We start from the raw sequence: 22,204 nt of genomic DNA, 5'->3' as shown, positions 1-22,204 counted from the left end.
ATGTCTACAAGTGACGCTTATTACATTCCGCATAAAGCTACCTGGCCGGTCATTGGCACTGCCGGGTTAGTGACGATGCTGGCTGGATTTGCAAATTATTTAAATGGTTCATCAATCGGCCCAACCATGATGGTGCTAGGACTGACTGTCTTTGTTGTTATGCTGGCCGGGTGGTTCACTTTGCAGTCAGCGGAAAGCGAATCAGGCATGTATAGCACACAGGTAGGTATTTCCTATCGCATGGGCATGATGTGGTTTATCTTTTCAGAAATTATGTTTTTTGCTGTTTTCTTCGGCACACTTTGGTATACACGTAATTTGTCGGTGCCATGGTTGGGTGGGGAAGGTACTGGGGCAGCGACTAAGGAATTATTGTGGCCTACTTTTGAAGCCGCCTGGCCTACTAATGGTCCCGGTAAAGTCGGTGGCGAATTTGAATCTATGGGGGCGTGGGGTTTGCCTTTTCTGAATACCTTAATTCTGCTAACCAGCGGCGTATCCTGTACCTGGGCTCATCACGGCTTGCTGGCAAAAAACCGTGATCAGTTAATTAAAGGTTTGATCGCTACCGTAGTTTTGGGGTTCTTGTTCGTGTCTTTCCAGGCATACGAGTATCATGAAGCTTATACCGAAATGGGATTAACTTTGGGATCAGGTATTTATGGCTCTACTTTTTTCATGTTGACCGGCTTTCACGGTTTTCATGTTTGTGTAGGGGCTATTATTCTGGGCGTTGTTTTATTTCGTAGTTGGAAAGGTCATTTCCAACCGGAAAATCATTTTGCTTTTGAAGCCGCGGCTTGGTATTGGCATTTTGTTGACGTGGTATGGTTAGGCTTGTTTGTATTTGTTTATGTAATTTAAGCTAAACAGCCATACCCATAAAAGCGCTGTCTCACAGACAGCGCTTTTTTTTTGTCGGAATGGTTGGTGATTTTTACTTAATAGCGGTATTCGGCGCTTGCTGCATTCGGGCGCCCAGTCCATGAGGAGTGATCATGCCGGTTGCCAGGGCTATAAAAATAAAAATGAATAAGATAATTGAAAGGGTAATGCGAAAAGTCAGGGCTTTAACTGTTTTTTCGGATTGTTCCGGAGTCCTGTGTTTAACCAGATGAAATAGCGCTGAGCCTAGGCTGATAATTATTAGGATAAAGGCGATAATAACGATACTTTTTATAATCATGAGTGCAGTTAAGTGGGTGGTTAAAGTTTTTGTATTCTCGGTTATTTAGGTGCTTGTGCCAATAGGTAAAGAAAAAATGCATGATTCCTCGGACATATTCAATGAAGTTTAAAATTATTCCAACGATGGTTTATTTGTGCCTGTTGCCGGTGTTGCTCGCCTTGGGACTGTGGCAATTAGATCGTTCAGAACAGAAACAGGCGTGGCTTAGCTTACAACAACAAGCGGTTGCAACTGAAACACTGCATTTGTCTGCGGTTATGGAAAATAGTACAGAGACACTGAGATACAGACAGGTCGAGGTTACAGGACGATACGATGTGGCGCACCAGTTTTTGATAGATAATCAAATCAGTAACGGCAAGGCGGGTTATTTTGTATTGACACCATTGATATTGACCGGTGAAATCAAGGCCGTTTTGGTAAACAGGGGCTGGATTCCTTTAAATTCGGATCGATCTATTCTTCCTGACTTGCAGATTAACCAGGCGCAAACAACTATTACTGGACGGATTAATGATTTCCCTAGTGTGGGTATAAAATTAGCAGGAGCGGAAATTCCTACAGCAAGTTGGCCATCAGTAGTGCAGGTGGTAGATAGTCAGGTGTTGGCTAAAAAACTAGGCTATTCATTATTCCCATTCCAGGTTGAACTTGCTAAAGAATTACCCGATGGGTTTAAACGGGAATGGCATACAACAACCATTATGCCGCCCGAACAACATACGGCCTATGCAATTCAGTGGTTTGCATTGGCATTGACACTAACGATACTATTTATCTGGCACGGTTTTAAACACAACGATGCAAAATCAAAAGAATAAAAATCATTTATTAATAATGATTCTATTTGGAATGACGGTAATTCCTTTTTTGATCGCCTGGGGATTAAAAGAACATCCGCAGCTATTAAATGGGCAAACCAATTACGGGCAGTTAATCACGCCGCCACAAACAACCGAACGCGGAGATTTAACCGGTTTTGATCAGTTCTCAATCGACAATATGGCTGAGCTTAACGGGCACTGGCTGCTAGTCAACGTGATTCCCAACGGCGATTGTAATGAAGTCTGTCTTGAAGCTATTCATAAAACCAAGCAGTTACGGCTGATGTTAAATAAGGAGCTGACCCGTACGCGTCGAGTTGTCATCGTCCTAAAAGAGGTTGCGCCGGAAGTTGCGAGCCAATGGTGGAAAAATGACCAGACCTTATTACGAGTCAAAGCTAATGACGCAGTTATCCAGAAAATTACTGCAATCAGACAAGGTAATATTCATGATGGGATGTTGCTGTTAATGGATCCATTGGGTAATTTGATGATGCAGTATGAGCCGGGTTTCGATCCTTACAACGTAAAAAGTGATCTTATGCATCTTTTGCGCATTTCACAAATCGGATAGTGGGAAATAACATGTTTAGAAAAATAACTCTCTTTAGCAGTGTTTTAGCTTTAATAGTTATCGTAGCGGGTTCATACGTTCGCTTATCCGGGGCAGGGTTAGGCTGCCCAGATTGGCCGGGATGTTATGGACAAGCCGTTGTCAGCGATCATACCGATTTTATAGCACAGGCGGCTAAGGCTTTCCCTGGCCAGACTCCTGATATAGCAAAAGCCTGGAAGGAAATGAGTCATCGTTATCTGGTCGCTATCTTAGGCATGGCTGTGTTGTTGCTGGCGATGCTTTCGTGGCGCGTACCACAAGCTCGCAAGGCGGCTATCTCAGCTGCATTAGGTCTGATACTTTTGGTAGGATTACAGGCGGCATTAGGCATGTGGGCCGTAAAATTGTACGCTATGCCAATTGTTGTCACCGGTCATTTATTGCTGGGCATGATGACTTTCTGGCTATTGTTCTGGCTGTATTTGCGGGTTAATCCAAAGATTTTACCATTAACTGTGCGTAGCAAGGGTTTGCTTGCATTTACTCGATTTGCAATGGGGTTGTTATTTGTAGAGATTGTTTTGGGCGGTTGGGTCAGTACTAATTATGCCGCTTTAGCCTGTTCGGGTTTCCCGGAGTGCAATGGTTCCTGGTGGCCTAAAGCCGATTATCAAACGGCGCTGAATTTATTCAGAAGCTTAAGCACGGGTTATACCGGCGTCATGGCATTCGATGCGCAGGTTGCCGCAAATTGGTTGCATCGAGTCGGTGCGTTGGTTAGTTTTATGGTGCTGACTCTGATGATGTTGAACGCAACATCTGCTCATCATTCAACACCGATCAGAAGAGCGGGTTTATGGCTGAGTGTGTTACTGTTGTTACAGATCGGTTCAGGCATTATCGGTATTAAACTCGGCGCGCCTTTATGGGTGGGGATAGCTCATAATGCGTTTGCCGCGTTGTTGATGTTGCCGTTGATCGCTATCAGTTTTTATAGTCGATATGCTTATGTTGAAGAGCTAAAGCCTGCCCTAGAAGTTGCTCCAGCAGCAGAAGCTTATTTAGAGCCGGAACCCGAGTCGCTATACTTACGCCTTAAAACACAGTTAACGCGAACCCGTTCCGGACTTAGCGGGGTATTGGCTCATATTCCTTTGGGCCGACAAGAAATTGATGAGGATTTGCTGGAAGAGATTGAAGCCAGTTTGTTAATGGCCGATATAGGCGTGGATGCGACCACTGAAATCATCAAACGCTTGACTGAGCGTGTTGAACGGCACCAGCTCAATGACGGCGCGGCTTTATCAGCGGCCTTAAAGCAGGAGTTGCTGAGCATGCTGCAACCGTGCAGCCAAAATTTGCATATTCCCAAACAGGACAAACCTTTCGTTATTCTGGTTGTCGGCGTCAATGGTGCGGGTAAAACCACAACGATCGGTAAATTGGCAAAGCGCCTACAGGCACAAGGCCATAGCGTGATGTTAGCCGCCGGAGATACCTTTAGAGCTGCGGCTGTCGAGCAATTGCAAACCTGGGGCGAGCGTAATAACATTCATGTGGTGGCCCAGCATACCGGGGCTGATTCGGCATCCGTCATTTATGATGGCGTACAATCTGCACAAGCAAAAGGCATTGATGTGTTGATTGCCGATACCGCCGGACGCTTGCATACCAAATCCAACCTGATGGACGAATTGAAAAAAGTCAAACGGATTATCAGTAAGCTGGATGAAACCGCGCCTCATGAAGTGCTGCTGGTATTGGATGCCGGTACCGGGCAAAATGCCTTATCGCAAACCAAACTGTTTAATGAGACGGTTGCCTTGACCGGCCTGGTTCTTACCAAGCTCGATGGCACCGCAAAAGGCGGTATTATTTTTGCGTTGGCCAAGCAGTTTACTATCCCTATCCGTTTTATAGGAATAGGCGAAGGTATTGATGATCTGCAGGATTTTGATGCAGATGCTTTTGTAAATGCATTGTTTGTTAAAGACTAAAAAAGCCTATGTTACAGTTCGATAATGTCAGTATGAGATACCCTGGAGCAGGCGATGTATTGCGTAATGTCAGTTTTCATCTGGAGCGTGGTGAAATGGCTTTTCTGACAGGGCATTCAGGGGCCGGAAAAAGTACATTATTGAAATTGATTGCGCTGATCGAGCGCAGCAGTCGGGGGCAGGTTTTATTGGATGATCAAAACCTCAACCAAGCCAAGGATAGACATATTCCTTTCATACGCAGGAAAGTGGGTTTGATCTTTCAGGATTACAAGTTGTTACAGGACAGAACCGTTTTTGATAATGTGGCATTGCCATTAATCATAGCGGGTTACGGGCACCATGAACTTTCCCGGCGGGTGCGAGCAGCGTTGGACAAAGTCGGCCTATTAGGCAAAGAGAAAAAATATCCTGCGGTCTTATCCGGTGGAGAGCAGCAGCGGGTCGGAATTGCCCGGGCGGTGGTTAACAAGCCGCCGATGATTTTAGCCGATGAGCCGACCGGAAATCTTGATCCGGAGCTGTCCGCTGAAATAATGCATTTGTTTGAGCAGTTTCAACAGGTTGGAAGTACGGTGCTGATTGCCTCGCATGATATTTCATTGATTGCCCAAATGAATTATCGTGTGTTAAAACTGGATCACGGACAACTGGTTGAAAGTTAAACTATGAAACACGTTACTAAAAAGCCAATTAAACAGGAACGCTGGCAGACTAAAATTTCCGGCGGCAATTTTGCCGATAAATTTCATGCTTACCGAAATCTTCATGCGCATGCGTTGTTTTCAAGTCTTGGGCGCTTAGTCGCGTCACGGTTCTCTTCGGCAATGACCATTGTTGTATTGGCGATTGCGATCTCACTTGCCAGTGGATTTTATATCCTGGTGGCGAACCTTCAACAGTTGGCAGGCAATTTGGAAGCCAGCAATCAAATCTCATTATTTATTAAAGATGAAATTTCAGATGCCAGGTTAAATAAGTTTGCCGAGAGTATCAGGAGAAATCCCGATATTCAGGAAGTGAAATTAATTACCAAGGAGCAGGCATTAGCCGAGTTCCAGGCATACAGCGGGTTTGGCGACGCAGTAAAAGCCCTGGAAAAAAATCCGCTGCCGGTAGTCATTCAGGTGTTGCCCAGAAATTCACTGGAAAACGAACAGGCACTTACCGATTTGCTTGATGATTTTGAGCGGTCGGCAGAAGTCGATTTTGCCCAGATGGATATGCAATGGGTAAAGCGCCTGCAATCCATAATGGAAGTGGCGCGGCGCGGCGTTATCTTATTAAGCCTGTTATTGGGCGCTGGAGTGCTGTTTATTACCGCTAACACCATACGCCTGGAATTGTATAAACGTCGTGATGAAGTCGTGATCGCCAAGTTGGTGGGAGCGACCAATAGTTTCATTTGTAGGCCATTTCTGTACAGTGGATTTTGGATAGGCTTTTTTTCCGGTGTGACTGCATGGTTTATTATTACAACGATCATGCTGATTTTAAAACAGCCTGTCGAAACGCTTTCCAGGCTTTATGACGACGCGTTTCATGTATTGTTTTTGGGCTTTACCGAAACATTGGCATTGCTACTTATTTCATCGGTGCTGGGTGTGGTGGGTTCATGGATAGTGCTTCATTTTCAACTTCGGCAATTAAAACCCGAGTAGAAAATCATTAGCACTCAACGAACAAGAGTGCTAGAATTCGAAAAAGTTTTTTATCTGGAGGTTTCAATGAGTAACGCATTAGCTTTACCTGTTAATTTATCGGTAGGAACGTTTGATGCCTATTTAAATGTCGTCAGGCAAATGCCTAAATTGACAGTAGAACAGGAACGCGAATTAGCCTTAAAATTCAGAGATGACGGTGATTTGGAGGCCGCACGTCAATTGGTTATGACCAATTTGCGCTTTGTGATTCACGTTGCCCGAGGCTATAGTGGTTATGGCTTGTCCATGCCGGATATTATTCAAGAAGGTAATATCGGCTTGATGAAAGCCGTTAAACGCTTTGATCCTGATGTCGGTGTGCGTTTGGTTTCATTCGCCGTACACTGGATTAAAGCCGAGATTCATGAATATGTGATCAAGAACTGGGGCATCGTAAAAGTTGCCACCACCAAGGCGCAGCGTAAACTGTTTTTTAACTTGCGTAAATCCAAGCAGGATATAGGCTGGTTATCCAATGACGAAGCGCTGGCAATTGCCAAAGATCTTGATGTCGATGTAAGTATCGTTTACGAAATGGAAAAACGTCTAGGCAGCAGGGATATGTCATTTGACATGCCTGTCGATGAATCAGCCGAAGAAAGCTATGTTGCTCCAGCCAGTTATCTTCATCAGCACGGCACTGATCCTGCGGTTCTGCTAGAAAATTCAGATTGGGAAGGCCATGAGCAGGATTTATTGTCGGGAGCATTGTCCAAGTTGGACGAACGCAGTCTGGATATTCTGTCGAGTCGTTGGTTGATGGACAAAAAAGCGACATTGCATGAACTTGCCGATCGCTATAATGTCTCAGCCGAGAGAATCAGACAGTTGGAACAAAATGCGATGAAAAAATTAAGAGCAGCAGTTGAACTAGCGGTTTGATTCATCGACTCCTGAGCGCCATTGAAGGGCAAAAAGGCTTGGCGATGTTATCGTTAAGCCTTTTTTATTGCCTTACGGTTTCATGTCAGACTGTCCCGCCTGACGCCCTTCGGGTAAATGCAAATCTGTTTCAGACAGATTGGTGATGTAACCGTAACAATATTTTATTAAAACAGATTTTGAGCGGGCCTGAGTATATCCATGATTGCTTGAGCCTGTTCCGCAGTTTCCCTTCCGAGATTAGTCAGATAACCGCCGTCTTCTTGTGATAACAGGCCTTTTTCGAACAAGCGACGGGTGGCTGCAATTATTTCCGGTGAAGCCGTTTTATGAACCTTGATTCCTTCCAGAGTAGTCGTCAGGTTATAGCGAACCAGAATGTTCAGTTCATCTACAAGATCTTGGGTATAGGGCATAGTAAATCCTCGTGACTCATTAATTAAGGCAGTAGCATAATGCTATTCATAAAGAAGGAGTATCTTTTTTTACGCGGTCTTCTTTCTCGCGACGATAACGCCGTCACGGCTTGGATTGATAAAACTGTCAAACTCGGGATCATTAAAGATTAATTCATTGTGTTCAATGATGGCCTCAGTCCAGCCGGGGAAAATATCGCTAGGGTTTTCTACTGCGACCCGGCCGCGCCAAAGCACATTATCGGCAATATATAGCCCGCCGGGTCGAATCCTGTCTTTAGCCATGCGCCATATCGCCGGATAATCGCCCTTGTCGACATCGTTATAGCAGATGTCAAATGATCCTTCGGTTTTGCAAAAAATATCTTGCGCCATGCCTGCCTGAAAATCGATTCGATCCCACAAACCGGCTGCACTAAGATAGTGCTCGGCTTTCTGCTGATTGAGAAAATCGGCATCGGTGCAAATCACTTGACCTGTAGGGCCTACTGCTTTGGCAAACCAATAGGCTGAATAACCATAACCGCTGCCAAATTCGAACACCCGTTCAGCATTGATCATTTTGGCCTGTGATTCAATAAAAACGCCTACCAAACGGCCGATGATAGGAAAGTTGTTTTTTTGTGCCAGTGCCTCCATCTCGGTTAACACCGGATGATCAGTATGTCGCAGCAAACCGTTCATGTAATTTTCAATGGCCGGATTGACAGGAATTAACACGCCGGGATTTGAAACAGTTGGGGATTTTATATCGGCCATTAGCAGGTTCTCATGGATGATGGGTGGGTATGACCAGCCTTACTTGTGTATCAGGTACGAGGAGTTTACAAAATTTTAACATAGGCAAAGACTAAGTAAGGTGGAGGTTATCTAAAATAGCTCAACTTCACCGGAGTTATCATCCCCGGTAAGAACGTCCATGTCTTCATATAAAATCACCCTGTTTCTGCCGCTGTCTTTGGCGCGATATAGCGCTTTATCGGCATTATCCAGTTGTGTGCTGGGCATGGATATACCGTTGACATGCGTTAAGCCGATGCTGACAGTGACTTGGCCGACTGTAGGAAAATGGTAATTGGCAATCTCTTTCCTGAAACGATTAAAAGCAGCTATAGCCGTCGCTTGACTGGCTAAGTTCAGGATAACAACAAATTCTTCACCACCAAAGCGGAATAAAAAGTCATTATAACGAAAGCATTTTCCCAGCAGTTGACTAAATATCAGCAGTACTTCGTCTCCATACAAATGACCAAAATTGTCATTAACCCGTTTGAAATGGTCAATATCCAATATGGCAATCCACGAACTTTTCTCTGCTTGCTTATCAATAGTTTGATAGTCGCTATAATGTTCGCAAACCTCTAATAAACGGGCATCTAAAGATTGTCGATTAGGTAATTTGGTTAACACGTCCCGCTCTTTAGTATCATGCAATATGATCAGATTTCGATAAATTTCTCGCAGATTGCCTAGTAACTCAAGCATCTCCTGTTTAAATGCACCTTCCAGATGAATTACACGCTCAGGACCGCTCCCTCCTTTTATGGAAAAAATAGCCCAGGCATATGAGCCGGATTCATCCGGAATACTGAGATTCAAGTCAGCCGAATGATTAAGTCCATCAAGTAGATTATTAGGGTCTTGTTCATCATTTCTGGTGAAATCCAAAGGAAATCGTCTGATTAATAGTTCGTGAACAGTTCCGGTTTCTCCCGGTTTTTTTCTTTCGTGGTTATAAATTTCATAAGCAGTCGCGCTATCAATCCAAGGAATCTCAGCAAGAATAGCTAAAAACTTATGCGTTAATGCCTGGTAATCCGGTTGGGCAGATAACCGTATAGTCCAGGAAAAAATTTGCCGTACTGTTAGATTGACGCTCATCTGTACTCAGTCGCAATATAAAAGATTCGATTATGCAATGTTTGTACGAAAAATGTGACCTTTTTCGAGAATTTGTGCCGATTAAAAAAGGTTAAAGAGATAAAAAGCGCGTGGTTCTGTTGATATTTCAACGCCGCCAAATCAACGCTAAGGCAAAATCCAGAGTCACCGAATAATTTGAGGAAAGTTTCTCAAATCGAAAGAAAACTTGGTCGATTCGTGTCGAATGAATATCTAGTCGCTTGCCGATTTTCCAGAGTTCTACCTTTACAGACAAACCGATTTATCAGGCTGTCTTGTAAAAATCCTTATACCATTCAACAAAGAGCTTAATGCCATCTTCCAGTAATGTAGCGGGTTTATAGCCCAAATCATGCACTAAATCCGAAACATCGGCATAGGTATCAGGTACATCTCCCGGCTGCATCGGTAACAAATTCTTTATCGCCTCTTTACCCAAACATTTTTCCAGCGTTTCGATGAACGTTAACAAATGCACGGGATTATTGTTGCCGATGTTATAGATGCGGTAAGGGGCAAAACTGGTCGCCGGATCGGGATGTTCACTTGCCCAGGCAGCATTGGTTTGCGCCGGTTGATCAATAACCCGAATGACACCTTCAACGATGTCGTCTATATAAGTGAAATCGCGGCGGTGATTGCCGTAATTAAACACATCGATCGGTTTTCCTTCAGTGATATTACGGGCAAACTTGATCGGCGACATATCCGGTCTTCCCCACGGGCCGTAAACGGTAAAAAACCGCAGGCCGGTAGTCGGCAGCTTATAAAGATGGCTATAGCTATGGGCCATTAATTCGTTGGCCTTTTTACTGGCCGCATAAAGGGAAACCGGATGATCGACATTGTGATGGACAGAAAACGGCATTTTGGTATTCGCCCCATAAACCGAGCTGGATGAAGCATAGGCTAAATGCTCGACGGCATGATGCCTGCATCCTTCCAGTATGTTGATGAAGCCCACGATATTCGAATCGATATAGGCATGAGGGTGGCTTATCGAATAACGTACACCGGCTTGAGCCGCCAGATGCATGACTCTTTGAAACTGCTCACGGGCGAAAAGTTCTTCTACTGCGGATCTATCCGCAATGTCAAGTTTGATAAATTTAAAACGATCATGACCTTGCAGTCGCTCTAACCGTGCCAGCTTCAAATTAACATCGTAATAGTCGTTAAGATTGTCTATGCCGACAACCTCGTCGCCCCTCTCCAGCAATTTCAGGCTAAGGGCTGAACCTATAAATCCGGCGGCTCCTGTTACTAATATCTTCAATGTCCTCTCCCTCATGATGCTAAAAAATCAACCAACCCGGCACATTATCCAGCTTGAGACTGACCTTGAATAGTGGCTACGATACGCCGGCTTCCGCCCCGATTGCGATGCTCGCACAGGTAAATGCCTTGCCAGATGCCTAAATTAAGTTTGCCATTGGTAATGGGAATGCTGCAACTGGAACCCAACAAGGCGTTTTTTATGTGGGCGGGCATGTCGTCGTCGCCTTCATAGGCATGCTTGTAATAAGGCGCTCCTTCCGGCACAAATCGATTAAAGTGGCTTTCCATATCCATAAGCACCGTTGGATCGGCATTTTCATTAACGGTCAACGATGCCGAGGTATGCTTGATAAAGAGATGGAGTAATCCGAACTTTACGGCTGCCAATTCAGGAATAACATTCAGGATTTCACCGGTGATCAGGTGAAATCCCCGGTTTTTTTCTGACAATGAAAACTCTTTTTGTACCCACATTAACAAAACCTGCTGTATGCTTGAAATGCCGCGTCAAACGGCACAGTGGAGAAGAAAGGACTTCGGGTTGCTCATTAATGGTTTAATGATTTTACCAGGCGATGCAAAGCTTCACTGCCGTGATCGAACAGCGGCCAGCCGTCGCCGGTCAAAACGGCTTTAATATCGGGTAAATCGGCGATGCGTTTAACCGATTGCACCGCCTTGTTTTTATCCGTCAGCTTTGCATCCGGCAACAGGCATAATTCACCGCCGACATGACAGCGGATTAAATCGCCGGTTATCAGCGTACTGTGCTCCAAAAGCAGCGCCAATTCTCCCGGCGTTTTAGAACCGTTAAGCTGATAGGCAATCAGTCCGGGAACGATTTCTTCGTGATCGTGAAGCCAACGAGTGCAAACCAGCGGAAAGGTTTCTTCCTCGGCTGCCGGGCCGTAAATCGCCGCGCCGGTAACCTCGGCTATATGCTCGGCATCACGGCAGTGGTCGCTATTGGTGATCACGATAAAACTTACCCCGCCCAGGCTTTGCAAGTGGCTGTGATCATGTTCAGACATCGGCAAAGGGTCGATCAAGACATTGCCGTCGTCACGCACCCACAGCACACTGTGAAAATCAAGGTTGCGCTCCTGATTAAATTCAGACCAGCCAAACAGGTCTTTTCTGTGTAATTGTTTCATTGCTAATCTCCTCTGAATTCATAATTTTACACCCGGACTTATAAACTTCTGTGTTTATTACCGCTTTATTAATCAATTCCACTATTATAGATTGTTGCTATTATGCAAAAATATCAAGCTAAAAGGCAAAACCAAGCCGCGAGACAGCCAAAATATCCGACGAATCAGTAATACTCGTAGTCTAGTCCAGGTTTTTTTGTATAATCAAATTCATTTCCCGATTTTTATCCAGCAATGCAGACACCTTTTAAGACCATCGGCATCATAGGCAAACCCAGCGATCCCAGCATTGCCGAAACGTTAACTGCGCTGCATGCTTTTTTGAAACAACATGGCTACACGGTCATTGTCGCTAAAGACAGCGCTCATTTTATTGAAAATCAGTCGGTTGAATCTTGCTCCATCAACACGATGGGTCAGCATTGCGATCTGGTTATCGCCGTTGGCGGGGATGGTACTTTTCTTGCTGCCGCCCGCGCCATCGTCGAATATGATATTCCGTTGATTGGCATCAATCTGGGCCGACTGGGTTTTCTGGTAGATATATCGCCCAACGAGCTGTCCGATAAGCTGCTTTATATTCTTCAAGGCTATTACTCGCAAGAAAAACGCTATTTATTGCGCACCAAGATCATCCGTGACGGGCAAATTATTCACGAAGAAACCGCCGTCAATGAAGTGGTCGTCCACCGTTGGGTAACGCCCAGCATGATAGAAATTATCACCAAAATCGATAATGTATTTTTAAATTCGCAACGTTCAGACGGCCTGATTGTTTCCACGCCCACCGGATCAACCGCTTATTCCTTGTCTGCGGGCGGGCCGATTCTGCATCCTTCGTTAAACGCCCTGGTATTGGTACCGCTTAATCCCCATACCTTGTCAAATAGGCCTATAGTGGTAGATGATTCGGCAGAAATTGAAATCAGTTTTTGCCAAACCAAACAAATCAACGCCTTGGTGACTTGCGATCATATTGAAATTCCGAAAGTGCTGATCAGTGACAAGATTTTGATTAAAAAAGAGCCAAAACCGATTAGAATTTTGCATCCGGAAGGCCATGATTTCTTCCAGATACTCAGGAAAAAATTAAACTGGAGCAGTGGTTACCACACAGACGCAGATGCTAGTAAACCTTAATATAATCGACCTCGCCGTCGTAAAATCATTAGATCTCGACCTGAAAAAAGGCATGTCGGTGCTCACCGGCGAAACCGGGGCCGGCAAGTCTATTTTATTAACGGCCTTGGGACTCGCCTTGGGCGATCGCGCCGATTCCGGTTACGTGCGTCCGGAATGCAAACGCGCCGAGGTTAATCTGGAATTCGATTTGGCTGATGCGCCTTTAGCGCAACAATGGCTAAAGGACAATGAACTGGATACCGAGCAGCAATGCCTGATCCGGCGTATTGTTAATCACGACGGCCGCTCCAAAGCCTATATCAACAACTGCCCGGTTACCTTGCAGGCCCTGCAGGAACTCAGTGAAAAGTTGGTCGAAATTCACGGCCAACATGCGCATTTGACCTTGCTCAATGCCGACGAGCAACGCCGCCTGCTGGATGTCTATGCAAAAAATCAGCCCCTGTTGGACAGCGTCAACGCCTGTTACCGGCAATGGCAGCAAACCAGCAAAGAGCTGGCCAGCCTGATTAAATCCAGCGCAGACCAGACCGAACGTGAAGAATTGCTGCGCTACCAGCTTGAAGAATTGCAACAGCTGGATCAGGCCAATTTCAGCTATGCCGAGCTTTCGGAAGAACACGGCAAGATGGCCAACCTGGGGCAGATTTTAAGCACCGGCCAAACGCAGGTCGATCTGCTTTATGAGAACGACCGGCAATCGGTCAATCAAATGCTGAATCACTCCCTAGTCGAGTTAAGCCACATTGCCCAATTTGCGCCCGAGTTAAACGAAATCTGCACCATGCTTTCCGAAGCGCAGATTCAGGTCGAAGAGGCATCGCTGCAATTGCGCCGTTTTCTTGAGGCGCAGGAGGCCGATCCGCAGCGTCTGGAAGAAGTCGAAAACCGGATCGGCATTGTCCAAAGCCTCAGCCGCAAGCATCACGTCACCCCGGATGAACTGCCGGAGCTGGTCGGCAAACTTGAGCATGAACTCGACGGCTTGGCGCACAGCAGTGAGCACATCGAAGACTTAACGGCAAGCGCCACACAGTTGCTCGCTCAATATCATCAGCTGGCCACGCAACTATCAGCACAACGCAGCCTCAGCGGCAAGAAACTGCAACACAAAATTTCAGCGATGATCAAGGAACTGGGTATGCCGCAAGGCGAATTTCTGGTCGATATTGCAGCGCAAGATAGCGAGACCCCAAAATTGAACGGCAAAGATAAAATCGAATTCCTGGTCAGTGCCAATCCCGGCCTGCCAGCAAAACCACTGGCTAAAGTGGCTTCTGGCGGCGAATTATCGCGCATCAGCCTGGCGATTCAAGTCACCACGTCCAGTGATAAAACCACCCCGACCATGATTTTTGATGAAGTAGACTCAGGCATAGGCGGAGGCATTGCCGAAATCGTCGGACAAAAACTGCGCAGCTTAAGCCATAACCGGCAAGTCATGTGCGTCACTCACCTACCACAAGTCGCTGCACAAGCGCATCACCATCTCTACGTTGAAAAAAACAACCAAACCAATATGACCTCTTCCACTGTCCGCTTACTGGAAACGGAAGAGCGCGTTGAAGAAATTGCCAGAATGCTTGGCGGCGTAAATATCACAGCCAACACCCTGGCGCACGCTAAAGAAATGTTGTTTCAATCTATTTCCGGCCTATAGCCGGGATATACAACTCAAGGGAACTAAAACCTATGAACAGATTTCCAGCAGAATGGGAAAAACAATCCGCCGTATTAATCGCTTGGCCGCATAAAACCGGCGATTTTCGCAATCTTGATGCTGTCGAACAATCCTACAGCGTAATTAGCGATACCATCAGTCAATATCAAAAACTGCTTATCGTGTGCCGGGATGACAGCCATCAGCTGCATATCCAAAGCTTGATAAGCAAGAACGACAACATCGACTTCATTCACGCCGTCGTGAATGACATCTGGGTCAGGGATACCGTTTTTCTTACTGTCGAAAAAGACGGCGTAAATATGCACATGAATTTTCTTTTCAATGGCTGGGGCGAGAAATACACGCACCAAAACGATAACGACCTCAATCACAAACTGTTAAACGCCAAACCCTTTAAAGGCGCGAGTCACACCGATGTAGATTTCATACTGGAAGGCGGCAGCGTTGAAAGCGACGGCATCGACACCATCCTGACCACCAAACAGTGCCTGTTAAATCCGAACAGGAATAAAGGCCTGAGCCAACAAGACATAGAGCAGCAATTGCGCCAGAATCTTGGCGCAAAACGGGTATTCTGGCTGGATCAGGAAAACCTGACCGGCGACGATACCGATGCCCACATCGATACCCTGGCCCGCTTTTGCTCCGCCAACACCATCGCTTACACCAGCTGCGACGACCCCGAAGACCTGCACTACAACAGCCTGAAATTCATGGAAATGCAACTACAGGCATTAAGAACCCAGGACGGCGACGTTTATCATCTGGTGCCGTTGCCGCTGCCGCAACCGATTTATGATGAAGACGGGCAACAGCTACCGGCGAATTATGCCAACTTTTTAATCATCAATCATGCCGTTATGGTGCCGGTTTACGGTGACCCGATGGATGCGGTTGCGCTGGAACGCTTGGCCGGTTGTTTCCCTGATCGCAAGATTGTCGCTGTTCCTTGTCAGCCTTTGGTGCATCAGTACGGCAGTCTGCATTGCATGACCATGCAGCTTCCTGAAAAGGCATTAGTGGCTGCCGGTTAATATCCGGCGTTATGGCGCGTTGTGCAGGGCGTGGTTTTAAACCGCGTCCTGCATAAAGCCGGATACTCAATATATTTCAAAATTTAGTCGTTATATGGTCATTAATCAATCGCTTATTCTGTTGTTTGCACTGACATTCACTTTCTCAGTCCAGGCCGAAGGCTACAAATGGACAGATGCCAATGGAAAGTCGCATTTCTCCGGCTCAAAACCCGCTAATCCGGCATCTATAGAAAATACTGCTTATCTTGAAAATAAAGCACCAGAATCTGATCCAGCCGATAACGGGGATCAAGCAGCACCGCAAGTCGATATTTACGTCACCAGCTGGTGCCCTTATTGTAAAAAAGCCATGGCCTTTCTGCATAAGAACAATATTGACTTTAATGCCTACGATATTGAGCAAGATATTGATGCCGCAACGCGCAAGAAAACACTTGATCCGGGTTATAGGGGTATCCCGCTGGCAGTCGTTAATGGCGTCACCATCCGTGGCTTTAGCGATGCTGCCTATCAACAAGCGTTAGCGAAATAAATGAATCTATGAGTAAAACATGGTTGGGGATATTTTTTTCGGCACTGATTTGGTCGGGTACCTATCCTAAAGATTACCTGATCTGGATACTTGAAACAGCGCCGGCAATAATAGCTTTTATCGTGTTGATTACGACGCGTCAGAAGTTCAGGTTAACCGAGCTCGCTTATAGCTTGATCCTGATCCACAGCCTTATTTTAATGGTCGGCGGACATTACACTTACGCAGAAGTTCCGCTGTTCGACTGGTTAAAAGACCAATTCCATTTTGACCGCAATAATTACGATAAGGTCGGCCATTTTGCCCAAGGCTTTATCCCCGCCATCATCGCCAGGGAAATCCTAATCAGAAAGCAGGTTGTGGTCAATATCAGCTGGCTTCATTTTTTCGTCATCTGCATCTGTCTTGCGATCAGCGCTTTTTATGAGCTGATTGAATGGTGGGTTGCGCTATTAAGCCAGGAAGCTGCTGAAGCATTTTTAGGCACTCAAGGCTATATTTGGGATACGCAGTCGGATATGGCTTATGCGCTGCTTGGCGCAATGTTGGCATTGGCGATGTTAAGTCGCATTCATGATCGGCAACTTGGCAAGTTAGCGGCTGGATCGGTTCAAGCGTGGTAGTACTCGTTTTCACAGCGACAACGCAGTTTTGTTCTTCCTATCGCTTAAATCGTTATAAAATAACGCCTATCAAAAACCACCCCAGACGATCATCATGAAATCGACATTAACCGTTAGTGCTGTGCAACAGCCCTGCGATGAAGACAGACAAACCAATCTTGATTTTTCTATTGAGAAAATTCATGAAGCCGCCGCTAAAAATGCGGATCTGGTGGTATTGCCCGAGCTGCATCTGGGGCCGTATTTTTGCCAGAGCGAGGATTACGATAACTTTGATCTTGCCCAGCCGATTCCGGGCCCCACCACTGAAATCCTGTCGGACGTGGCTAAAGAACTTAACATTGTCATCGTCTCGACCATTTTCGAAAAAAGAGCGCCGGGGCTTTATCACAATACTGCCGTGGTTTTTGACAAGGATGGCAGTATTGCCGGCAAATATCAGAAAATGCATATCCCCGACGATCCGGGTTTTTATGAGAAATATTATTTCACCCCCGGCGATTTGGGTTTCAAGCCTATCGAAACGTCTATCGGCAAATTAGGGGTATTGGTTTGCTGGGATCAGTGGTACCCGGAAGCCGCTCGACTGATGGCTTTAGCCGGCGCGGAGATGTTGATTTACCCGACTGCGATAGGCTGGGACCCGGAAGATACGCCTGTGGAGCAACAGCGCCAGCTGGATGCCTGGGTGACCATTCAACGCTCTCATGCTGTCGCCAACGGTATTCCGGTCATTTCCTGCAACCGTATCGGCTTTGAGCAAGCGCCGGACTTGGCTACCGGTATTAACTTCTGGGGCAATAGTTTTATCGCCGGACCGCAAGGCGAAATTATCACCAGCGCCAATGATTCGGAAACCAAGCTGCTCTGCTGCACGATCGATAGTGCCAGGGTAGAACGGGTCAGGCAAATATGGCCGTTTTTGCGTGACCGTCGCATTGATGAATATGGCGATTTGACCAGACGTTTTATTGATTAAAGCCCGCTGCCGTAAACGTTATGGAAACTGGAGTTTCCTGTCTTAAATTGACCAAATCAGGAATTCTATCGTTGAGGCACTATGAATAATTCAGACAGTTCGGATGTTTTTCATCAAATACATATTGATGTTGCACGTAATGCAACGGACGATTTCAACCTGTTTCACGATAGAAACAGATGGCGGCGCATCAATCACAATCCGTTCAAAGGCCCGATTGCACTGGGCTTTCAATTGGAATCGTTGGTTGAGCATAAAGTTTTTCTTCATCGCCGGTTACATAATGAAAATTCGCTGATTAGCAATAACAATCTGCGTTTTAGTAACTACCAGTTTTCGTTTGTTAATGCCGTCAAGCCCGGACAAGAGGTCTCGGTCGATATAAAAAAATCGCAATTCAAGGACGATCCCGAGACCATGCTCAGCAACCGGATTACGGTTAAATCGGGCGGCGCATTGGCCTTGCTGGGCTACAAAACCGAATCCAAATTTGCCTTGTTTCTGCCCAATCCGGATATTCCGCAGTGTGGCGTCCTCAATCAGCACCCCGACCGGTCTTTTATCACCGGTAGCCATTTTTTTCTGAAGCGAAAATTTATCACCACCAGCAATGCAAAAAACTTTTTGTGCGGTTCTCTGGTCGATCAGGATGCTTTTTTCGACCACTTTACTAATAAAGCGGTGTTCCCTGAGATATTCCCGTGCAGCCTGATATCCAGTGCCTTGCTGGAAAAGGCGGTGATAGAAAAACATGATTTTGAACGCAATCCGCTGGTGTATATGTCGCATAAAATCAGCATCGATCGCAGTTACTTGGCGCTGCTAAAATCCGGTGATGCTCTGTATATACTGATCAGGCAAATACCCCAGGAACACAAGAAAGAGGGCATAGGCCATGCCATAGACTCGCCTTATCATTATGAATGTTACGGTCTGCTGGAAGATAAAACCATTCTTTTCCGGGCGCTGATTTCTCTGGCTCCGTTAGAGCAAATATTGAACACGCTGAAGTAAGCTGTCATGCAGGAATTAAAATATTTAATCGGCTATCCCGAAAACGTAACCAGCCAGGTACGCCAGCTGATCAGTAACGACAAGCTGGGCGAGACACTGTTGAAAAAATATCCGCTCGCCCATACGGTCAGAACCGACAAGGCGCTTTATAGCTATGCGGTCGATATAAAAAATGCGTCGCTGAAACAATCCCAGCCGCTGAGCAAGGTGATTTATGACGATAAGATTAAAGATCTTCATCATGCCTTAGGCTTGCATACCTTTATTTCCCGGGTACAGGGCGGAAAACACAAGGCAAAAAATGAAATCCGGGTGGCCTCATTGTTTAAACAGGTGCCGCTGGAATTTTTAAGGATGATCGTCGTGCATGAGCTGGCGCATTTAAAGGAAAAGGAGCATAACAAGGCATTTTATCAACTGTGTCAGCACATGGAGCCGTGTTATCACCGGTTCGAGCTGGATATGCGGTTGTATCTGACCCATCTGGATTTGTTCGGCAAGCTGTATTAAGCTAAAAACAAAATCGCAGCTTGTCCACGAAAAGCACGAAAGACACGAAATAAATCGCACCTTATGTTGATTCAGCTATTTACCCTTGGGTAGAATTGCTCCATGCATTGCTCTACCTTCTGCCCCCGGCAGTTTGCTACCTCTTTTGAGAATTTTCGTGCTTTTTGTGCTTTTCGTGGAAAAATGATTTTTCTAGGTTTATTTACTCAAGCATAATTATGAATTGGCAGGCTATTGTTCAACAGATTGAGTCGGCAACCGGACAGCCTTTTGAGTTGCAAAATGCCAAACCGCTGGCCGGCGGCGATATGAATGCGGCTTACCGGTTACAGGCGGCAAACCACCGTTTTTTTGTCAAGCTGAATACGCCAGATCGACTTCCGATGTTTGAGGCAGAAACCGCAGGTTTGCAAGCGCTGGCACAAACCCGGACTATCCGCGTACCGAAATTTATTGTTTGCGGACAAACGCCTGTCCATGCCTTTTTAGTGCTGGAATATATCGTGCTAAATAAACGCAACAGCCGTTCCGAACAGTTGCTGGGACAACAACTGGCGCAGCTGCATCGGCAAAAACAGGCCTATTTCGGTTGGCACCGTGACAACACCATCGGCACTACTCTGCAAGTCAACGGCCGTTATGACGACTGGCTTAGCTTCTGGCAGGAGCAACGCTTGGGGCATCAATTGGCGCTGGCCGCCGACCAAGGTTATGGCGGCCGCTTGCAAACACTGGGCGAAAAACTTTGTATGAATTTAAAGCCATTTTTCTCCGGCTACCAGCCGCAACCGGCTTTAGTGCATGGCGATTTATGGGGCGGCAATGTCGCGGCAGACGAACAGGGCAATCCGGTTGTTTATGATCCGGCCTGTTACTTTGGCGACCGGGAAACGGATCTGGCGATGACCGAGTTGTTCGGCGGCTTCAGTCCGGCATTTTATCAGGCTTATCATGATGTTTATCCGCTAGATCCAGGCTATGCCAGCCGAAAAAACCTGTATAACTTATACCATATACTCAATCACCTGAATCTGTTCGGTCAAGGCTATCTACATCAGGCAGAAAACAGGATCAGTCAGTTATTGGCCGATTTATAAGCAAAGGCTATGCAATTTAAATTTAATGCCATGTCGCATCTTTAACGTACAAAGCTGATTTTTGGTTTCAGTGCTGCCTGCCATAGCTGAAGTTTTTGTTCGTAGGAAAGCGAGGCATGAGCCGGACTGGTCGAGGGCAGACGCCTATAGCTGACAGCAATGCTACTGACGCTAGGCAAGACATGTTGCCGGTATGCCGACTCCGCCTTTGCACCGTTGAAGAACACCGCACGGATATTTTGATGACTATCAAAGAAACTCTGAAAGTCATTTGCGCTGATGGAGTTGGCGTCTATCCTTGCGTCCAAGCTGCCGACTCGGGTACAAGACTGCAGCACATCCCAGAGTGCGATGCGGCCTGTCTTTAATGCCTGTAGCCGAGTCTCGTAGGAAACGCCGGGATCAAACCCGAGTATTTCAGCCATGATTTTCCAGAAGGCGTTACGGCGATTCGCATAGTACTGGTTTGCCGTTAAAGATTCCTGTCCAGGCATGCTGCCCAGAATCAATAGCTCGGCGTTAAAATCTGCGACAGGATCGAAACAGAATATTAGAGGTTTGGTCATGAGGTTTAACGGCTGAATTAACTCATTGGCGAGGGCTTTATTCTTTCTTTTGAATGAGCCAATAGGTAATGCCCAGCGCTACCAAAACCAATGCCGATGCACTGACATATTCCGCCGGCAGATGTTTGTAATCAAACACGATGACTTTCCGGGAAATAGCCATTAGCGCGGTCGCCACCACCAGTTTCACCGGAATTACATCGCTTCTGATATACAAGGTAATGTTCAGGAAAATTTCAATGGCAATTAACACCGCCAAAAAAGCCCCAAACGTTTCCAACATGTCATTGATGGACAGCAGCATAAACGGCGGTTGGGTGATTTTTTCAAAAATTACATAAACGACATCAATAATGCCGAACAAAATAACGATCACCATCAGCAACGCGAGAAACTTGACGCCCAAGCGTATGGTGCGGTGCAGGACTTGTATGAACGGATCTTCGTGCTGCATAGGCAACTCTTCGTGACTTTCCACGGTGACCTGTTTTACCAGCTTGCTGCGCAGATGAGCCAATAACGGGCCGATAATGTGCTTGTGGGAGGCAAAACCGGCAGGTGTGAAATCCTTTTCAAAAAAATTATTCAAGCCTTCCATTTCGCTCAGTTCTTTGCCTTTCAGCTTCTCAAAGCCCATGCTCCAGTAAGGAAATGCCCGTTCCGTTATCGGCAGTTTTTCAATCAAGGTCACGTCTTTGTGACGTTCATCTTTTTTTATGCTTTCAAATGTATTTTCAATGGCTGCTTCGTCGCCTTCTAATACCTGAAAAAAAGTGCCGTGCGAATAAAGCAGTATCCCGGTTATATTGTTGGCGCCATTATTTGTTCGGCAGGTTTTTAACAACGCCAACAGATTTTCAGGACTAAAGTCTTTGATTGCGGTGCTGGCGTAAGTCAGTCTGATCATTTTAAAAAACCGGCTGGTGTTGTGCGTGTGTCTGTAGGGTAGGGCGTTTAACTTGGTCAATCAATAAGCGCTGTTACCTATCAGCATAGCTATCTACACAACTTAAAGCACAAAAGTAGTAACATACGCCATGAATATAAAAAAAGTTATTAGACCTCGATCCTCGCTTGGCAAAGCGTCACCAACAGTTGGTGAGTGAGTATTTGAACTC

25 protein-coding genes are annotated in these 22,204 nt (G+C 46.0%); 16 read left to right on the top strand and 9 right to left on the bottom strand.

Annotated elements, in window-relative coordinates; translation table 11 throughout:
• Window positions 1-864 (top strand): cytochrome c oxidase subunit 3, encoded by an 864-nt coding sequence (locus tag RW114_RS09805; protein WP_340122570.1) that lies wholly within the window; start codon window positions 1-3, stop codon window positions 862-864.
• 73 nt (window positions 865-937) lie between these two features.
• On the opposite strand, the gene RW114_RS09800 is transcribed toward RW114_RS09805, so the two are convergent.
• Complete coding sequence (locus tag RW114_RS09800; protein WP_340122569.1) at window positions 938-1,186, bottom strand: twin transmembrane helix small protein; 249 nt, start codon at window positions 1,184-1,186, stop codon at window positions 938-940.
• Window positions 1,187-1,287: 101 nt separating this feature from the next.
• Between RW114_RS09800 and RW114_RS09795 the strand changes: the two genes are divergently transcribed.
• The 6 genes from RW114_RS09795 (at window position 1,288) to rpoH (ending at window position 7,151) form a co-directional block, all read left to right on the top strand.
• A complete protein-coding gene (locus tag RW114_RS09795; protein ID WP_340122568.1) occupies window positions 1,288-2,010 on the top strand; it encodes an SURF1 family protein in 723 nt (240 codons plus the stop codon).
• Complete coding sequence (locus tag RW114_RS09790; protein WP_340122567.1) at window positions 1,991-2,587, top strand: hypothetical protein; 597 nt, start codon at window positions 1,991-1,993, stop codon at window positions 2,585-2,587. Before RW114_RS09795 ends, RW114_RS09790 begins: the two co-directional genes overlap by 20 nt.
• An 11-nt stretch (window positions 2,588-2,598) precedes the next feature.
• A complete protein-coding gene (gene ftsY, locus RW114_RS09785) occupies window positions 2,599-4,566 on the top strand; it encodes a signal recognition particle-docking protein FtsY (RefSeq protein WP_340122566.1) in 1,968 nt (655 codons plus the stop codon).
• A gap of 8 nt (window positions 4,567-4,574) precedes the next feature.
• Window positions 4,575-5,231: a cell division ATP-binding protein FtsE gene (gene ftsE / locus RW114_RS09780; protein WP_340122565.1), complete on the top strand. Its 657-nt coding sequence runs from the start codon at window positions 4,575-4,577 to the stop codon at window positions 5,229-5,231.
• Window positions 5,232-5,234: 3 nt separating this feature from the next.
• Window positions 5,235-6,227: a permease-like cell division protein FtsX gene (gene ftsX, locus RW114_RS09775; RefSeq protein ID WP_340122564.1), complete on the top strand. Its 993-nt coding sequence runs from the start codon at window positions 5,235-5,237 to the stop codon at window positions 6,225-6,227.
• 66 nt (window positions 6,228-6,293) lie between these two features.
• Entirely contained in the window at window positions 6,294-7,151 is an 858-nt protein-coding gene (gene rpoH / locus RW114_RS09770; RefSeq protein WP_340122563.1) for an RNA polymerase sigma factor RpoH, read from the top strand.
• A 167-nt stretch (window positions 7,152-7,318) separates the two neighbouring features.
• Here the strand turns inward: rpoH and RW114_RS09765 are convergent, their stop codons facing one another.
• From RW114_RS09765 to RW114_RS09740, 6 genes are all read right to left on the bottom strand, one after another.
• Window positions 7,319-7,567: a TIGR02647 family protein gene (locus tag RW114_RS09765; RefSeq protein ID WP_340122562.1), complete on the bottom strand. Its 249-nt coding sequence runs from the start codon at window positions 7,565-7,567 to the stop codon at window positions 7,319-7,321.
• Window positions 7,568-7,636: 69 nt separating this feature from the next.
• Window positions 7,637-8,326: an O-methyltransferase gene (locus RW114_RS09760; protein ID WP_340122561.1), complete on the bottom strand. Its 690-nt coding sequence runs from the start codon at window positions 8,324-8,326 to the stop codon at window positions 7,637-7,639.
• Window positions 8,327-8,437: 111 nt separating this feature from the next.
• Entirely contained in the window at window positions 8,438-9,448 is a 1,011-nt protein-coding gene (locus RW114_RS09755; protein WP_340122560.1) for a GGDEF domain-containing protein, read from the bottom strand.
• Window positions 9,449-9,734: 286 nt separating this feature from the next.
• Window positions 9,735-10,745 carry an NAD-dependent epimerase gene (locus RW114_RS09750; protein WP_340122559.1) on the bottom strand — a complete coding sequence of 337 codons (1,011 nt, stop codon included), beginning with the start codon at window positions 10,743-10,745 and terminating at the stop codon, window positions 9,735-9,737.
• A gap of 44 nt (window positions 10,746-10,789) precedes the next feature.
• Window positions 10,790-11,221, bottom strand: coding sequence for a secondary thiamine-phosphate synthase enzyme YjbQ (locus RW114_RS09745; protein WP_340122558.1), 432 nt, complete (start codon window positions 11,219-11,221; stop codon window positions 10,790-10,792).
• Window positions 11,222-11,295: 74 nt separating this feature from the next.
• Window positions 11,296-11,901, bottom strand: a complete 606-nt coding sequence (locus RW114_RS09740) for an MBL fold metallo-hydrolase (RefSeq protein ID WP_340122557.1) — start codon at window positions 11,899-11,901, stop codon at window positions 11,296-11,298.
• Window positions 11,902-12,135: 234 nt separating this feature from the next.
• Between RW114_RS09740 and RW114_RS09735 the strand changes: the two genes are divergently transcribed.
• The 9 genes from RW114_RS09735 to RW114_RS09695 all read left to right on the top strand — a co-directional run bounded on the left by RW114_RS09735 (window position 12,136) and on the right by RW114_RS09695 (window position 20,520).
• A complete protein-coding gene (locus tag RW114_RS09735; protein WP_340122556.1) occupies window positions 12,136-13,041 on the top strand; it encodes an NAD(+) kinase in 906 nt (301 codons plus the stop codon).
• A complete protein-coding gene (recN, locus tag RW114_RS09730) occupies window positions 13,025-14,704 on the top strand; it encodes a DNA repair protein RecN (protein ID WP_340122555.1) in 1,680 nt (559 codons plus the stop codon). Before RW114_RS09735 ends, recN begins: the two co-directional genes overlap by 17 nt.
• Window positions 14,705-14,736: 32 nt before the next feature.
• Window positions 14,737-15,762: an agmatine deiminase family protein gene (locus RW114_RS09725; RefSeq protein ID WP_340122554.1), complete on the top strand. Its 1,026-nt coding sequence runs from the start codon at window positions 14,737-14,739 to the stop codon at window positions 15,760-15,762.
• Between the two features lie 94 nt (window positions 15,763-15,856).
• Complete coding sequence (locus RW114_RS09720; protein ID WP_340122553.1) at window positions 15,857-16,297, top strand: glutaredoxin domain-containing protein; 441 nt, start codon at window positions 15,857-15,859, stop codon at window positions 16,295-16,297.
• Window positions 16,298-16,305: 8 nt separating this feature from the next.
• Window positions 16,306-16,920 (top strand): DUF2238 domain-containing protein, encoded by a 615-nt coding sequence (locus RW114_RS09715; protein WP_340122552.1) that lies wholly within the window; start codon window positions 16,306-16,308, stop codon window positions 16,918-16,920.
• 94 nt (window positions 16,921-17,014) lie between these two features.
• Window positions 17,015-17,899 (top strand): carbon-nitrogen hydrolase, encoded by an 885-nt coding sequence (locus tag RW114_RS09710; RefSeq protein WP_340122551.1) that lies wholly within the window; start codon window positions 17,015-17,017, stop codon window positions 17,897-17,899.
• A gap of 81 nt (window positions 17,900-17,980) precedes the next feature.
• Entirely contained in the window at window positions 17,981-18,913 is a 933-nt protein-coding gene (locus RW114_RS09705) for a hypothetical protein (RefSeq protein WP_340122550.1), read from the top strand.
• A 6-nt stretch (window positions 18,914-18,919) separates the two neighbouring features.
• Window positions 18,920-19,423 (top strand): M48 metallopeptidase family protein, encoded by a 504-nt coding sequence (locus RW114_RS09700; protein WP_340122549.1) that lies wholly within the window; start codon window positions 18,920-18,922, stop codon window positions 19,421-19,423.
• A 218-nt stretch (window positions 19,424-19,641) separates the two neighbouring features.
• Window positions 19,642-20,520 (top strand): fructosamine kinase family protein, encoded by an 879-nt coding sequence (locus RW114_RS09695; RefSeq protein WP_340122548.1) that lies wholly within the window; start codon window positions 19,642-19,644, stop codon window positions 20,518-20,520.
• Window positions 20,521-20,561: 41 nt separating this feature from the next.
• Here the strand turns inward: RW114_RS09695 and RW114_RS09690 are convergent, their stop codons facing one another.
• Complete coding sequence (locus RW114_RS09690; protein WP_340122547.1) at window positions 20,562-21,086, bottom strand: DNA-deoxyinosine glycosylase; 525 nt, start codon at window positions 21,084-21,086, stop codon at window positions 20,562-20,564.
• Window positions 21,087-21,123: 37 nt separating this feature from the next.
• Window positions 21,124-21,993 carry a phosphate-starvation-inducible PsiE family protein gene (locus RW114_RS09685; protein WP_340122546.1) on the bottom strand — a complete coding sequence of 290 codons (870 nt, stop codon included), beginning with the start codon at window positions 21,991-21,993 and terminating at the stop codon, window positions 21,124-21,126.
• Window positions 21,994-22,204: the final 211 nt, after the last annotated feature.

The sequence above is a fragment of the Methylobacter svalbardensis genome (assembly GCF_037671525.1).
Taxonomy (GTDB): Bacteria; Pseudomonadota; Gammaproteobacteria; order Methylococcales; family Methylomonadaceae; genus Methylobacter_A; species Methylobacter_A svalbardensis.
Note: the sequence above shows the minus strand (reverse complement) of the source record. Positions and strands in the feature narration are given on the sequence as shown.

Excerpts from the sequence above, each read along its gene's own strand:
- RW114_RS09805 (WP_340122570.1), top strand. The coding sequence starts at position 1 with ATGTCTACAAGTGACGCTTATTACATTCCGCATAAAGCTACCTGGCCG.
- RW114_RS09800 (WP_340122569.1), bottom strand. The coding sequence starts at position 1,186 with ATGATTATAAAAAGTATCGTTATTATCGCCTTTATCCTAATAATTATC.
- RW114_RS09795 (WP_340122568.1), top strand. The coding sequence starts at position 1,288 with ATGAAGTTTAAAATTATTCCAACGATGGTTTATTTGTGCCTGTTGCCG.
- RW114_RS09790 (WP_340122567.1), top strand. The coding sequence starts at position 1,991 with ATGCAAAATCAAAAGAATAAAAATCATTTATTAATAATGATTCTATTT.
- ftsY (WP_340122566.1), top strand. The coding sequence starts at position 2,599 with ATGTTTAGAAAAATAACTCTCTTTAGCAGTGTTTTAGCTTTAATAGTT.
- ftsE (WP_340122565.1), top strand. The coding sequence starts at position 4,575 with ATGTTACAGTTCGATAATGTCAGTATGAGATACCCTGGAGCAGGCGAT.
- ftsX (WP_340122564.1), top strand. The coding sequence starts at position 5,235 with ATGAAACACGTTACTAAAAAGCCAATTAAACAGGAACGCTGGCAGACT.
- rpoH (WP_340122563.1), top strand. The coding sequence starts at position 6,294 with ATGAGTAACGCATTAGCTTTACCTGTTAATTTATCGGTAGGAACGTTT.
- RW114_RS09765 (WP_340122562.1), bottom strand. The coding sequence starts at position 7,567 with ATGCCCTATACCCAAGATCTTGTAGATGAACTGAACATTCTGGTTCGC.
- RW114_RS09760 (WP_340122561.1), bottom strand. The coding sequence starts at position 8,326 with ATGGCCGATATAAAATCCCCAACTGTTTCAAATCCCGGCGTGTTAATT.
- RW114_RS09755 (WP_340122560.1), bottom strand. The coding sequence starts at position 9,448 with ATGAGCGTCAATCTAACAGTACGGCAAATTTTTTCCTGGACTATACGG.
- RW114_RS09745 (WP_340122558.1), bottom strand. The coding sequence starts at position 11,221 with ATGTGGGTACAAAAAGAGTTTTCATTGTCAGAAAAAAACCGGGGATTT.
- RW114_RS09740 (WP_340122557.1), bottom strand. The coding sequence starts at position 11,901 with ATGAAACAATTACACAGAAAAGACCTGTTTGGCTGGTCTGAATTTAAT.
- RW114_RS09735 (WP_340122556.1), top strand. The coding sequence starts at position 12,136 with ATGCAGACACCTTTTAAGACCATCGGCATCATAGGCAAACCCAGCGAT.
- recN (WP_340122555.1), top strand. The coding sequence starts at position 13,025 with ATGCTAGTAAACCTTAATATAATCGACCTCGCCGTCGTAAAATCATTA.
- RW114_RS09725 (WP_340122554.1), top strand. The coding sequence starts at position 14,737 with ATGAACAGATTTCCAGCAGAATGGGAAAAACAATCCGCCGTATTAATC.
- RW114_RS09720 (WP_340122553.1), top strand. The coding sequence starts at position 15,857 with ATGGTCATTAATCAATCGCTTATTCTGTTGTTTGCACTGACATTCACT.
- RW114_RS09715 (WP_340122552.1), top strand. The coding sequence starts at position 16,306 with ATGAGTAAAACATGGTTGGGGATATTTTTTTCGGCACTGATTTGGTCG.
- RW114_RS09710 (WP_340122551.1), top strand. The coding sequence starts at position 17,015 with ATGAAATCGACATTAACCGTTAGTGCTGTGCAACAGCCCTGCGATGAA.
- RW114_RS09705 (WP_340122550.1), top strand. The coding sequence starts at position 17,981 with ATGAATAATTCAGACAGTTCGGATGTTTTTCATCAAATACATATTGAT.
- RW114_RS09700 (WP_340122549.1), top strand. The coding sequence starts at position 18,920 with ATGCAGGAATTAAAATATTTAATCGGCTATCCCGAAAACGTAACCAGC.
- RW114_RS09695 (WP_340122548.1), top strand. The coding sequence starts at position 19,642 with ATGAATTGGCAGGCTATTGTTCAACAGATTGAGTCGGCAACCGGACAG.
- RW114_RS09690 (WP_340122547.1), bottom strand. The coding sequence starts at position 21,086 with ATGACCAAACCTCTAATATTCTGTTTCGATCCTGTCGCAGATTTTAAC.
- RW114_RS09685 (WP_340122546.1), bottom strand. The coding sequence starts at position 21,993 with ATGATCAGACTGACTTACGCCAGCACCGCAATCAAAGACTTTAGTCCT.